This is a genomic window from Streptomyces sp. NPDC001530, assembly GCF_042894545.1.
Taxonomy (GTDB): Bacteria; Actinomycetota; Actinomycetes; order Streptomycetales; family Streptomycetaceae; genus Streptomyces.
On sequence record NZ_JBIAVS010000013.1, the window covers coordinates 81,673 to 95,385 of the forward strand.

11 protein-coding genes are annotated in these 13,713 nt (G+C 70.3%); 8 read left to right on the top strand and 3 right to left on the bottom strand.

From position 1 onward, the window contains the following. Positions 1–15 precede the first annotated feature (15 nt). Entirely contained in the window at positions 16–1,524 is a 1,509-nt protein-coding gene (locus ACFY0T_RS26635) for a purple acid phosphatase family protein (protein ID WP_388875388.1), read from the bottom strand. A gap of 226 nt (positions 1,525–1,750) precedes the next feature. Here ACFY0T_RS26635 and ACFY0T_RS26640 point away from each other — a divergent pair, with 226 nt between their 5' ends. Both ACFY0T_RS26640 and ACFY0T_RS26645 read left to right on the top strand, forming a co-directional pair. Continuing rightward, positions 1,751–2,794: a 3-isopropylmalate dehydrogenase gene (locus ACFY0T_RS26640; protein ID WP_388875391.1), complete on the top strand. Its 1,044-nt coding sequence runs from the start codon at positions 1,751–1,753 to the stop codon at positions 2,792–2,794. A gap of 266 nt (positions 2,795–3,060) precedes the next feature. Further along, a complete protein-coding gene (locus tag ACFY0T_RS26645) occupies positions 3,061–4,149 on the top strand; it encodes a branched-chain amino acid aminotransferase (RefSeq protein ID WP_388875394.1) in 1,089 nt (362 codons plus the stop codon). A 62-nt stretch (positions 4,150–4,211) separates the two neighbouring features. Here ACFY0T_RS26645 and ACFY0T_RS26650 read toward each other — a convergent pair whose 3' ends face one another. Then, positions 4,212–5,645 carry a cytosine permease gene (locus ACFY0T_RS26650; protein WP_388875397.1) on the bottom strand — a complete coding sequence of 478 codons (1,434 nt, stop codon included), beginning with the start codon at positions 5,643–5,645 and terminating at the stop codon, positions 4,212–4,214. Between the two features lie 145 nt (positions 5,646–5,790). Between ACFY0T_RS26650 and ureA the strand changes: the two genes are divergently transcribed. From ureA to cimA, 6 genes are all read left to right on the top strand, one after another. Further along, entirely contained in the window at positions 5,791–6,471 is a 681-nt protein-coding gene (ureA, locus tag ACFY0T_RS26655) for an urease subunit gamma (RefSeq protein ID WP_388875400.1), read from the top strand. Next, the gene (locus tag ACFY0T_RS26660) at positions 6,468–8,138 is read left to right on the top strand and encodes an urease subunit alpha (RefSeq protein WP_388875403.1); all 1,671 of its coding nucleotides are present in this window, start codon (positions 6,468–6,470) and stop codon (positions 8,136–8,138) included. The genes ureA and ACFY0T_RS26660 overlap by 4 nt, the downstream gene beginning before the upstream one ends. A 25-nt stretch (positions 8,139–8,163) precedes the next feature. Beyond that, a complete protein-coding gene (locus ACFY0T_RS26665; protein WP_388875406.1) occupies positions 8,164–9,201 on the top strand; it encodes an agmatine/peptidylarginine deiminase in 1,038 nt (345 codons plus the stop codon). 29 nt (positions 9,202–9,230) lie between these two features. After that, positions 9,231–9,842, top strand: coding sequence for a TetR/AcrR family transcriptional regulator (locus tag ACFY0T_RS26670; protein WP_388875409.1), 612 nt, complete (start codon positions 9,231–9,233; stop codon positions 9,840–9,842). 124 nt (positions 9,843–9,966) lie between these two features. After that, positions 9,967–11,226 (top strand): hypothetical protein, encoded by a 1,260-nt coding sequence (locus ACFY0T_RS26675; protein ID WP_388875412.1) that lies wholly within the window; start codon positions 9,967–9,969, stop codon positions 11,224–11,226. 374 nt (positions 11,227–11,600) lie between these two features. Then, a complete protein-coding gene (gene cimA / locus ACFY0T_RS26680) occupies positions 11,601–13,205 on the top strand; it encodes a citramalate synthase (RefSeq protein ID WP_388875415.1) in 1,605 nt (534 codons plus the stop codon). A gap of 7 nt (positions 13,206–13,212) precedes the next feature. Here cimA and ACFY0T_RS26685 read toward each other — a convergent pair whose 3' ends face one another. Continuing rightward, positions 13,213–13,701 carry a hypothetical protein gene (locus tag ACFY0T_RS26685; protein ID WP_388875418.1) on the bottom strand — a complete coding sequence of 163 codons (489 nt, stop codon included), beginning with the start codon at positions 13,699–13,701 and terminating at the stop codon, positions 13,213–13,215. Positions 13,702–13,713 lie beyond the last annotated feature (12 nt).

A 13,713-nucleotide genomic window follows, 5' to 3' on the forward strand; every position in this document is an offset into this window, starting at 1 on the left:
GGTGCGGCGCGAGGCCTACGCCCCGCGCCGCACCTCGAAGTAGTCGATGCGCTTGCCGCTCTGCGCGAGTGCCGACACCTTGAGCCGGGGAGACGTACCCGCCTCCGCCTCCACCGAGAGGAAGGAGAAGCCGGTGTACCGCACCCGCGACCACTCCACGGTGTCGGGGTTCTGCTGCTGCGACTTCGTCCAGTGGAAGGTCTCGATGGACTCGCGGTGCGTGACCTTCCCCTCGTAGCTGTCCTTGACCCCGATGGGGAACCTGTACAGGCTCTTGCCCGCGCCGCCCGCCGTGACGTACACGATCCCGTCCCGCGTCGGATCGGTCGACGCGCCGACCGGCACCTTCTTGCCCACCTTGCCGCCCTTGACGGCGTCGGTGCGCTCGTACACGTGGTTGTGTCCGTTGATCACCAGGTCCACCTGGTGCTTGGCGAACAGCGGCAGCCAGGCGTCCCGGACGCCCCCGTCGGAGGCGTGCGTCGACGTCGAGTACGCGCAGTGGTGGAAGAAGACGACGACGAAGTCGACCGTCTTGCGCAGTTCACCGAGCCGCTTGTCGAGCCAGGCCGTCTGCCTGCCGTCCGTGTAGCCCTTGTTGGCGGGGATCTCGTACGACACGTCGTTGGCGTCCAGCGCCACGATGCCGACATTGCCGTACGTGAACGAGTAGACGCCCGGGGCGTTGCGCGCGTCGAAGCCGCTCTCAGGGAGCGTCCAGCGGGCCGACTGGCCGCCGTACCCGTTCGGCGAGTACCACGCCTCCATGTCGTGGTTGCCGGTCGTCACCATCCACGGCACCGACTTCGCCACCGGCTCGGTCTGCTTGAGGAACAGGTCCCAGGCGCTGGGGTCGTACGCGTCCGAGTCCTTGCCGACGCCGATCACATCGGCGTAGCAGATGTCGCCCGCGTGCAGATGGAAGGACGGCTGCCGGCCGAGGATGACCTTGTCGTTGGCGAGCGCGTCGGGCGTGACGCCCTGGTCCCCGAAGGCGGTGAACACGAACTTCTCGGGACTGGCGGGCGCCGTGCGGAAGGAACCGATCGTGGAGTGCCGCTCCTTGGACGCCGGGTCGAATCCCTCGTGGCCGACGCCGTAGTAGTACGTCGTCCCGGGGCGCAGGCCGTCGAGCGCCGCGTGCAGGTAGTACTGGTCCAGCGCGAGCCGCTGCCCCGTGACGCCCGGCGTGTGCAGGGCGCGGACCTCGGCCTCGATCTTCCGGCTCAGCCCCCACGGCTTCAATCCCACACGCACGAAGGGCTTCTTGACCGCGAACGGCACCTGCCAGGAGATCCGCATCTGGGTCTTCGGGTCCGCGCCGAAGGCGAGGTGGCGGCCGAACGGCGCGACGACCGAGCCGGGTACGCGGCTGGTCGCGGGGCTGGGCGTCGTGGTGGACGCGCTCGTCGCCGTCCCCGAGGCGCAGCCGGCCAGCAGCCCGCCGCCCGCGAACGCGCCCGCCGTGACCAGCGCGCGGCGCCGCGTGAGCTTCGTCCGCAGGTACTCGTGCTGCTCCGCCATGCTCATACGCTGCGCGAGCTGTGGCGGAATACCGACGTCAGGGACGGGGGGTCCGGGGGGTGTCCCCCTGGAAGGAGCGGTCATGTCGGGAAACTTCCCAGTGAGTCCCAACGGCCGCCATACATACGGGTGAACGGACGTCGACGGGTAGACGTGCTCCGGCACCGACATGTCCGTATGGCGGACATGGCGTGTCATCCCATGGGACAAGGAGTACGGTGCCGTCATGTCTCGCAGCATCAATCTCGCAGTGATTCCCGGTGACGGCATCGGCCAGGAGGTCGTGGCCCAGGGGCTCAAGGTCCTCTCCGCCGTCCTTCCGCAGGATGTGAAGCTGGAGACCAAGGAGTTCGACTTCGGCGCCAAGCGGTACCACGCCACCGGTGAGACCCTCACCGACGCGGACCTGGACGCCCTGAAGCAGCACGACGCGATCCTGCTCGGTGCGATCGGCGACCCCTCTGTCCCGTCCGGCGTCCTGGAGCGCGGCTTCCTGCTCAAGCTCCGCTTCGCCTTCGACCACCACGTCAACCTGCGTCCGTCGAAGCTCCTCCCGGGTGTCGCCACCCCGCTGGCCGGTCAGCCGGAGATCGACTTCGTCGTGGTCCGCGAGGGCACCGAGGGCCCGTACACCGGCAACGGCGGCACCATCCGCAAGGGCACCCCGCACGAGGTCGCCACCGAGGTCTCCGTGAACACGGCCTTCGGTGTCGAGCGGGTCGTCCGCGACGCCTTCGCCCGTGCCCAGGCCCGCCCGCGCAAGAAGCTGACGCTGGTCCACAAGAACAATGTGCTGACCTTCGCGGGCCACCTCTGGACGAACATCTTCAACCAGGTGGCCAAGGAGTTCCCCGAGGTCACCACGGACTACATCCACGTGGACGCCGCGACGATCTACCTCGTCACGGACCCCGGGCGCTTCGACGTGATCGTCACCGACAACCTCTTCGGCGACATCATCACCGACCTCGCCGCGGCCGTCTCCGGCGGCATCGGCGTCGCCGCCTCCGGCAACATCAACCCGAGCGGCGAGTTCCCCTCGATGTTCGAGCCCGTGCACGGCTCGGCGCCCGACATCGCGGGCCAGGGCAAGGCCGACCCCAGCGCCACCGTCCTGTCCGTCGCCCTCCTGCTGCGCCACCTCGGCTACGAGGCCGAGGCCGCCCGCATCGAGGCCGCGGTCTCCGCCGACCTCGCGGAGCGCGGGGGCAAGCCCGCCCGCAGCACCGAGGAAATCGGCGACGCACTCGCCGTACGAGTAGCCGGCTGACCCGCCGCGCTACCTATGCAACGAAGTAGCCGCCGGGTCGCATCCGCACCCGGCGGCTTTTCCTATGCCCTCGCCGGGTGCCACCATCAATCCCTGGGCCATCCCAAGGGCCGCATTCACGCCGTTTTCGTCCTCGGTCCTCCGCAGGCGATAATCGAACGCGGAGCCGCGGAATGAGGGAATGCTCGGACGTCCTAACACTGGCCACTGGCAGTTCGGGGCGTGAGCGCGGCCCGTCACACACAACCGGTGAAGGACAACCACTCATGACGCAGCCCACGATCGAGCTCAAGCCCTCCGCCAGTCCGCTCTCCGCCGCCGAGCGCGAGGCGATCCTGGCCAACCCGGGGTTCGGCCGCCACTTCACCGACCACATGGTGACGATCAAGTGGACGGAGGGCCGCGGCTGGCACGACGGCCAGCTCGTTCCGTACGGCCCGCTCTCCCTCGACCCCGCGAACATGACCCTGCACTACGCGCAGGAGATCTTCGAGGGCCTCAAGGCCTACCGCCAGCCCGACGGCTCCGTCGCCACCTTCCGCCCCGACAAGAACGCCAAGCGCTTCCAGGCCTCCGCCCGCCGGCTGGGCATGCCGGAGCTGCCGGTGGAGACGTTCATCGAGGCCTGCGACGTGCTGGTCCAGCAGGACCGCGCCTGGGTCCCGGCGCACGGCGGCGAGGAGTCCCTCTACCTCCGCCCGTTCATGATCGCGACCGAGGTCGGCCTGGGCGTGAAGCCCGCCAACGAGTACCTCTTCCTGGTCATCGCCTCCCCGGCGGGCGCCTACTTCGCGGGCGGCGTGAAGCCGGTGTCGATCTGGCTGTCCGAGGACCGCGTCCGCGCCGTCCCCGGCGGCATGGGCGACGCCAAGACCGGCGGCAATTACGCCGCCTCCCTCCTCGCCCAGGCCGAAGCCGCCGCCAAGGGCTGCGACCAGGTCTGCTACCTCGACGCGGTCGAGCACAAGTGGGTCGAGGAACTCGGCGGCATGAACCTGTACTTCGTGTACGGCGACAAGATCATCACGCCGTCCCTGACGGGCTCCATCCTGGAAGGCGTCACCCGTGACTCCCTCCTGACCGTCGCCCGCGACCTGGGCTACGAGTCGGAGGAGGGCCGCGTCTCCATTGACCAGTGGCACCGCGACGCCGAGAACGGCACCCTGACCGAGGTCTTCGCCTGCGGTACGGCAGCGGTCATCACCCCCGTCGGCACGGTCAAGCGGGCTCGCGCCGAGTGGCAGCAGTCGGGCGGCGAGCCCGGCAAGGTCACGCTGAGGCTCCGCGAGGCACTCCTCGACATCCAGCGGGGTGTCACCGAGGACAAGCACGGCTGGATGCATCCGCTGGGCTGACCTGTGGGAGGCGGGGCCCGCGCCGGTGCACAACACCGGCGCGGGCCCCGCCTTTTGTCCCGCTACGCCACCGAAGCCCGCTCGTGCTCCTCCGCGCCCGAGGCCACCGGCACCCGCGCCGTCCGCGCGGTCAGCGCCAGATAGACGACACCGCCCACCACCCCCGACAGCAGGAAGCTGCAGTCCACCCCGCCGGTGAGCGACAGCAGCGGGCCCTCGTACGACGGGAGGGAGACCGCCAGCAGGCCGATGAACGCGCCGAGGGCCCACGACGCCACGGCAGCGACGTTCCAGCCGCCGCGGTACCAGTAAATGCCGCCCCGTGAACGGCGGTTGAAGACCTGGAGGGCGTCTGGGTCGTAGGTGCCGCGGCAGCGGGCGAAGCCGATGAGGGTGATGACCGCCCAGGGGGTGCCGATGGCGGTCAGCAGGAGGACGAAGGACGTCATCGCGGACTGGGCGTCCCAGGCGTAGTGGCCGACGAAGACGCAGACCGTGGCGACGACGGCGACGGTGTAGGTGGCACGGGCCCGCGAGGCGCGGGGCAGGATCGCCTCGAGGTCCAGGCCCATGGAGTAGAGCATCAGACCCGCGTTGCCGACCGAGCCCGCGGAGGCGGCCAGCAGCAGCGGGATCAGGTACCAGGTGGGGGAGGCGGAGACCAGCGGCCCCGCGTAGTCGAGGGCCGCGCGCGCCGCGTACGCCGTGAAGGTGCCGAAGAGCTGGGGGACGAGGAGACCGGCGATCAGGCCCAGCCAGGTGGCGTGCAGGACGGTGCGGGAGGTGTGGCGGGCCGGCGAGATGTAGCGCGTGTAGTCGCCGAGCAGGGTGATGAACGCGATGGGGCCCGACAGGCCCGCCGCCACCGCCGCGAGCAGCCAGGTCGGCCAGAAGGAGCCGAGCAGATAGCCGCCGGTCTCCGGGAGGGCGGAGGTGGTGAAGTGCGGGGCGTAGGCGATCACGCCCACGACCAGCAGGGCCGTCATGCCGATCGCCAGGACGCGGGACATGGCCAGCAGCACCCGGTAGCCGTACACCGCGCCCGCGACCGTCGCCGCGGCCAGCACCCCGTAGACCGCGCCGTACGAGACGCCCGACACCGGCAGTCCGCACAGGCGGTGCAGCACGCCCACCATCACATCGCCGCCGATCCAGACGGTCAGCGCGGTGTAGCCGAGGGCGAGGAGCAGGCCGACGATCGAGCCGACCAGGCGGCCGCGTACGCCGAACTGGGCGCCGGAGGAGGTGGAGAGATTCGTGGCCGTACGGAGCGACACCAGGGCCAGCGGCGCCGTGAGGGCCGTGCCGATCACCGTGCCCGCCACGATCGAGCTCACGGACGCCCACCAGCCGAGCCCGAAGGACGGCGGCAGCCAGCCGAAGATGATCACTCCCAGGCAGAGGTTGGAGCCGAGCAGGATCGAGACGAGGTCGCGCGGCCCGCTGGTGCGTTCCTCGTCGGGGATAGTGTCGACTCCGCGCTGTTCTATCGGCATGGCTGGTCTCCTTCGATCGGCCGCCTGGAAGTTTGAGCGACGTTCAATGTGGCGCCTTCGAAGCTGACTCGTCAATCTTTCCGTTTCATGAATCTGCCGTTTAGAGTGATGCTCTAAAGCGAGGAAGGCAAGGAGGTTTCGTGGCGTGCGACTGACCCCTACGGAGCGTGACCGGCTGCTGCTGTTCTCGGCCGCCGAACTGGCCCGGGCCCGCAAGGCGCGCGGCCTCAGGCTCAATGTGCCGGAGGCGACCGCGCTCATCGCGGACACCGTGTGCGAGGCTGCCCGCGACGGGCGCCGGCTCGCGCAGGCCATCGAGGCGGCCCGGTCCGTGCTCGGCCCCGACGACGTCCTGCCGGGCGTCGCGGACGTCGTCACCGAGGTGCACGTCGAGGCGGTCTTCGACGACGGTTCGCGGCTCGCGGTCGTCAGCGACCCCATCGGCGGAGGCCTCGGGGATCAGGCCCCGGGCGCGCTGCTGCCGGGTCCGGAGCACGCCGAGCCCGAGGCGGTCGTCCGGCTGCTCGTCACGAACACGGCCACCGTGCCCGTCTCCGTGACCTCGCACTTCCACTTCTTCGAGGCCAACCCGCGGCTCGACTTCGCGCGGGCCGAGGCCTACGGCATGCGGCTCGCCGTACCCGCCGGGTCGTCCGTGCGCTTCGGACCCGGCGAGAGCGTCGAGGTCGGGCTCGTGCCGATCGGGGGCGAGCGGATCGCGATCGGCTTCGCCGGTCTGGTCGACGGGGCGCTGGACGCGCCGGGGGCGAAGGAAGAGGCCCTGCGCAGGGCCGCCGCCTGCGGATATCTGGGAGCTCAGCTGTGAATCCGTACGAGTACGCCGCCACCCATGGCCCGCGCGCCGGTGACCGCATCCGGCTCGGTGACTCCGGGCTGACGATCCGCGTCGAGTCCGACGCCCAGCGGTACGGCGACGAGTTCCTCGCCGGTTTCGGCAAGACCGCCCGCGACGGGCTGCACCTCAAGGCCGCCGCCGTCCGCGAGACCTGCGATGTCGTCATCAGCAACGTGGTGGTGATCGACGCGGCGCAGGGGATCCGGAAGGTCTCCATCGGCATCCGGGAAGGCCGGATCTGTTCCATCGGGCGGGCCGGGAACCCGGACACCCTCGACGGCGTCGACGTCGTGGTCGGTACGGGCACGTCCATCGTGTCCGGCGAGGGGCTCATCGCCACCGCAGGAGCCGTCGACACGCATGTCCACCTGCTGTCGCCGCGCATCATGGAGGCCTCGCTCGCCTCCGGCGTGACCACCATCATCGGCCAGGAGTTCGGGCCGGTGTGGGGTGTCGGCGTCAACTCCCCCTGGGCGCTGCGCCACGCCTTCAACGCCTTCGACGCCTGGCCGGTCAACATCGGCTTCCTGGGCCGGGGTTCGTCGTCCTCCGGCGCACCGCTGGTCGAGGCCCTCGCCGAGGGTGGCGCGAGTGGCTTCAAGGTCCACGAGGACATGGGCGCCCACACCCGCGCGCTCGACACCGCGCTGCGCGTCGCCGAGGAGCACGACGTCCAAGTCGCCCTGCACAGCGACGGGTTGAACGAGTGCCTGTCGGTCGAGGACACGCTGCGCGTCCTGGAAGGGCGCACCATCCACGCCTTCCACATCGAGGGCTGCGGCGGCGGACATGTGCCGAATGTCTTGAAAATGGCGGGAGTTCCGAACGTCATCGGCTCCTCCACCAACCCCACCCTGCCCTTCGGGCGGGACGCGGTCGCCGAGCACTACGGGATGATCGTCTCCGTCCACGACCTGAAGACCGACCTGCCCGGTGACGCCGCCATGGCCCGCGACCGGATCCGCGCCGGGACCATGGGCGCCGAGGAAGTGCTGCACGACCTGGGCGCGATCGGCATCACCTCGTCGGACGCGCAGGGCATGGGGCGCGCCGGTGAGACCGTACGCCGGACCTTCGCCATGGCCGGAAAGATGAAGGCCGAGTTCGGCGCCCCCGAGGACCACGACAACGAACGCGTCCTGCGCTACATGGCGAAGCTGACCATCAACCCCGCCATCGCGCACGGCCTTTCGCACGAGGTCGGCTCCCTCGAGGTCGGCAAGCTCGCCGACATCGTGCTGTGGCGGCCCGAGTACTTCGGCGCCAAGCCGCAGCTCGTGCTGAAGTCCGGCTTCCCGGCGTACGGAGTCGTCGGCGACCCGGGCGCCGCCACCGACACCTGCGAACCCCTCGTCCTGGGGCCGCAGTTCGGGGCGCACGGCGCCACGCCCGCCGAGATCTCGGTGGCCTTCGTCGCGCAGGCGGCGCTCGACCAGGGCAACGACCGTATGCCGACGCGCCGCCGCCGGGTCGCCGTCCGCGGCACGCGCGGCATCGGCCCCGCCGACCTGCGGCTCAACTCCCGTACCGGAGCGGTGGATGTCGACCAGCGCACGGGGCTCGTCACCCTCGACGGCGACCCGTTGCGCTCCGAGCCCGCCGACTCCGTCTCCCTCAATCGTCTGTATTTCCTGTAAAAGCCACAGCCTCTAAGGATCACTGATGTCTGCTGCCGCCGACGGCTTCCGCATGCCCGCCGAGTGGACCCCGCACGAGCGCACCTGGATGGCGTGGCCGGGCGCCAACCCCACCTTCGACACCCCGGACGACCTCGCCGAGTCGCGGGCGGCCTGGGCGGCGGTGGCCCGTACGATCCGTCGCTTCGAACCGGTCACCGTGGTGTGCGGTCCCGGACAGTCGGCCGAAGCGCGGGCCCTGCTGGGTGACGGCATCCACACCGTCGAACGCGAACTCGACGACGCCTGGATGCGCGACATCGGCCCCACCTTCCTCACCAACGGGAAGGGCGAACTCGCGGCCGTGGACTGGACGTTCAACGGCTGGGGCGCCCAGGACTGGGCCCGCTGGGAGCACGACTCCAAGATCGCCGCGTACGTCTGCGACCTGGCCGGAGCGCGTACGTACGCCTCGAAGCTGGTCAACGAGGGCGGTGCGATCCATGTCGACGGCGAGGGCACCGTGCTGCTCACCGAGACCGTGCAGCTCGGCCCCGAGCGCAACCCAGACTGGACGCGCGAGCAGGTCGAGGCGGAGATCCACGCCCAGCTCGGCACCCGCAAGGCGATCTGGCTGCCGCGCGGGCTGACCGGCGACTACCCTCCGTACGGTTTCGGCACGCTCGGCCATGTCGACATCGTCGCCGCCTTCGCGCGCCCCGGCGTGATCGTCGCGCACTCCCAGCAGGACCCGGCGCACCCCGATTACGAGGTCAGCAAGGAGATCGTCGGGCTGCTCGGCGCGCAGACCGACGCGCGCGGGCGCCGTATCGAGGTCGTCGAGGTCCCCGCCCCGACGGTCCTGGAAGCCGACGGCCACTGGGCCGACTACTCCTACATCAACCACTACCTCTGCAACGGCGGCGTCGTGCTCTGCGGCTTCGACGACCCGCGCGACGAGATCGCGGCGGGCATCTTCCGCCGGCTGTTCCCGGAGCGGACGGTGACGCTGGTGGACGCACGTACGATCTTTGCCGGGGGCGGTGGCATCCACTGCATCACCCAGCAGCAGCCGAAGGTCTGAAGGCCGGAGGAGAACGACAGGAGTCACGGATGGCCGGTGCGCGAAGGAACGCGCCACCACGGGAGGACGTGCTCGCCGCCGCCATGGACATGATCGCCGAACGCGGTCTGGAGAAGCTCACCATGGCGGCGCTCGGCCGCGAGGTCGGCATGAGCAGCGGCCATCTGCTCTACTACTTCCGCTCCAAGGACGAACTGCTGCTGCGCACCCTGGAGTGGAGCGAGGGCCGACTCGGCGCCGAGCGGAGCCGGCTGCTGGCCGCACGGGGAACGGCCCGCGAACGCCTTGACGCCTATGTCGACCTGTACGTCCCCGACGGCCACCGCGACCCGCACTGGACGCTCTGGCTGGAGGTCTGGAACCGCTCGCAGAACGCCGACGACGACGCCCGTGAGCGGCAGGTCGCCATCGAGGGCGCCTGGCACCGGGACCTCGTGGCACTGATCGCCGAGGGCATCTCGCACGGCGAGTTCCGGGCCGTCGACCCGGACCGTTTCGCCGCCCGGCTGCGCGCCCTCCTCGACGGCTTCTCCATCCATGTGGCGATCGGTCTGCGCGGCACGGACCGGGGGCAGATTCTCGGCCACGTACGGGAGTTCCTGGACGAGGGGCTCCTTCCGCGCGCCCCCGGGGACGGCTGAACCCGCGTCCAGGTTGTACGCATTACGGCTGATTGACCCGTACCTGGTGGTGCGCTTGTATCCCGATGGGCCCTCGGCGCTGGGCCGGGGGAGATGCGTTCAACGGGGGAGTGACACCTTGTCCGTGCAGAAGAGAACAGTCGTTGCGGGATCCCTGTTAACCGTCGCCCTGATCGGCGCGGCCATGACGCCCGCGCACGCCGACGACCCGGTACCGCCGTACACCGAGCGCATCAGCGTCGACGGGAGCGGTGGTCAGGCCGGCGCGGCGTCCTTCGGGCCGGCGTCGGCCGAGCGAGCCGTCGCGTTCACCTCGAACGCACCGCTGCTCAGCGGCGACGACAACGGCGCGTCCGATGTGTACCTGCGGACGAACACCGGCACCCACCTCGTCAGCTATGCGGCGACGGTCGGCGGCCACAGCGGCGACGGCCGCTCGTACGATCCGTCAGTCTGCGCCGGCGGCCGCTTCGTCGCCTTCGTGTCGGAGGCTGCGAACCTCACCACGACACCCCGCACCGACCACGAGCCGCGCATCTACCTGCGCAACCGCAGCGTCGGCAAGATCGGCGCGATCCAGGCCACCTATCAGGGCGTCGCGCTCACCGCGATGGGACAGCCCACGATCAGTGCCGACTGCCAGTGGGTCGCGTTCGTCGCCACGCCGGTCACGACCGACGGTAGTGTGTCGCAGCCGCGTGTCTACCGCTACCGCGTCTACGACGGCTCCCTCGCACCGGTCAGCCGGCCCTCCGAGGATGGTTCACGCGCCGCCGGACGCCCCTCGATCAGCGCCGACGGCCGCTACATCGCGTACCAGTACACGATTCCGCACCCGGGTGGCCCGGCCAACTACAGCGACGTCTACGTCCGCGACATGGAGACGGGCGGCCTGGAGAAAGCCTCCGTCGCCCGGGACGGCGGCGACGCCGACCGCGAGTCCACCGGCCCGGCCCTGAGCGCCGACGGCCGCACGGTCGCCTTCGACTCGTACGCCTCCAACCTGGCACCCGGCGACACCAACGGCAGTGCCAACGTCTTCGTGCGCAACCTCGACACGGGCCGCACGAAACTCGTCAAGGGCCAGGGCCGGAAGTACTACACCTACGGCGCCTCGCTCAGCGCCGACGGGCTCCGCGTCGCCTATGAATCCGGCAGGCTCGGCGACGTGTCCGACCTGGCGGGTGTGTGGCTCGCCGACCTCGGCAGCCGTACCGCACAGCTCATCAGCGTCGACACGGCGGGCGGCCCGGGCGACCTCCCGGCCGGCAACGCGTCGCTCAGCCCGGACGGTACGGCGGTCGCCTTCGACTCGTACGCCGACGACCTGGTCGCGGACGACACCAACGGCACGGCGGACGTGTTCGTACGGCACCTGAGCTGAGTCGGAGGCGCCCTCGGGGCGGCCGGAAGGCGTCATCGGAACCGGCCGGAAGGCGTCTTCGGAATCCGACGCCCGGCTCGCATCCTGAGACACTCCGTGAGCGCGGGGGCGGTATGTGCCAGACTGCCCCCGTGCTCTCGTTCGCCATGATTATTGGCAGCAGGCGCGCCGGTCCGCAGTGACCGCCACGTACCACCACGTACGGGCGGACACCGTCGTCCTCGACCCGCGCGCAGACCTCTCGCACCCGCGAGAGGTTTTTCGTTTTCCTGGCCCACCTCAAGCCGGGAAGAGAGCGCGAGGGACTATTGGGGGGACGGTGGAGCCGGTCATTCCGGTACAGACCGAGATCCGACATCAGGAGCCGAAACACCATGACCGAAACCAGCGAGCTCGACGATTCGTTCCACGTCTTCGACACGACCCTGCGCGACGGCGCGCAGCGTGAGGGCATCAATCTCACCGTGGCGGACAAGCTGGCCATCGCACGGCACCTGGACGACTTCGGGGTGGGCTTCATCGAGGGCGGGTGGCCCGGCGCCAACCCGCGCGACACCGAGTTCTTCGCCCGCGCCCAGCAGGAGATCGACTTCAAGCACGCCCAGCTCGTGGCCTTCGGCGCCACCCGCCGGGCAGGCGCGAAGGCTTCGGAGGATCCTCAGGTCAAGGCGCTCCTCGACTCCGGCGCCCAGGTGATCACCCTGGTCGCGAAGTCCCATGACCGCCACGTCGAACTCGCGCTCCGCACGACACTCGACGAGAACGTGGAGATGGTCCGCGACACGGTCTCCTACCTGCGCGCGCAGGGCCGCCGCGTCTTCGTCGACTGCGAGCACTTCTTCGACGGCTACCGGGCGAACCCGGAGTACGCGAAGGCGGTCGTCCGGGCGGCATCGGAGGCCGGCGCGGACGTGGTCGTCCTCTGCGACACCAATGGCGGCATGCTCCCCGCCCAGGTCCAGGCGGTCGTCTCCACGGTCCTGGCGGACACCGGTGCCCGGCTCGGCATCCACGCGCAGGACGACACGGGCTGCGCGGTCGCCAACACCCTCGCCGCGGTCGACGCGGGCGCGACCCACGTCCAGTGCACGGCGAACGGCTACGGCGAGCGGGTCGGCAACTCGAACCTGTTCCCGGTGGTCGCGGCCCTGGAGCTGAAGTACGGCAAGAAGGTGCTCCCCGAGGGAGCGCTCCAGGAGATGACCCGCATCTCGCACGCGATCGCCGAGGTAGTGAACCTCACCCCCTCCACGCACCAGCCGTACGTCGGAGTGTCCGCCTTCGCGCACAAGGCGGGCCTGCACGCCTCCGCGATCAAGGTCGACCCGGACCTGTACCAGCACATCGACCCCGAGCAGGTCGGCAACACCATGCGGATGCTGGTCTCCGACATGGCGGGCCGCGCGTCGATCGAGCTCAAGGGCAAGGAACTCGGCGTCGACCTCGGCGGCGACCGCGAGTTGGTGGGCCGGGTCGTGGAGCGGGTGAAGGAGCGCGAGCTCAAGGGCTACACGTACGAGGCGGCGGATGCTTCGTTCGAACTGTTGCTGCGGGCGGAGGCGGAGGGCAAGGCCCGCACGTACTTCGAGGTCGAGTCCTGGCGCGCCATCGTCGAGGACCGCCCCGACGGCACCCACGCCAACGAGGCCACGGTCAAGCTCTTCGCCAAGGGCGAGCGCATCGTCGCCACCGCCGAGGGCAATGGCCCGGTCAACGCCCTCGACCGCGCCCTCCGTGTCGCCCTGGAGAGGATCTACCCCCAGCTCGCCCAGCTGGAGCTCGTCGACTACAAGGTGCGCATCCTCGAGGGCAAGCACGGTACCCAGTCCACGACGCGCGTCCTGATCTCCACCTCGGACGGCGCCGGCGAGTGGTCCACCGTGGGCGTCGCCGAGAACGTCATCGCCGCGTCGTGGCAGGCCCTGGAGGACGCGTACACGTACGGGCTGCTGCGGGCCGGGGTCGAACCCGCCGCGTAGCCGACGCTCAGCAGGAGTCCTCGGCGAGCTTCTCGAACTCGCCGAGGCTCATGGCCCGGTCATCGGCCCAGACCTGGCCGGGCTTCAGCGCGGCGATGTCCTCGGCCGAGAACTCGACGATGCCGTTGTACGAGTCGCCTGTGATGTAGTGCCCGAAGCGCAGGACGTAGTCGTGGTCCGGCAGGAGCCGCTGCTCGCCCCGATGCCGGGCCTTCCAGGCGTCCGGCGGTGAGAACAGGGGGAAGTCGGCGTCCCCGCGGAGTTCGTCCTTCTTCACGTCCCAGCCGGTGGTGGCCGGCCCGTTCTCGGCGCCCCGCGCCCGCCCGTCGAGCGACGGCCCCTGGTAGCGGTCGTCCCCGCACGGCCGTATCAGGGCGTACGGCACCCCGTCCGCCGCGACCCGCACCCCGGCCAGCGGCAGATCCACCGCCGCGCAGCCGCTCAGCAGAACCGTCCCGGCCGACACGCCCAGTACCGCCGCCCATCGCCGGCGCACACGGGTGCCTGT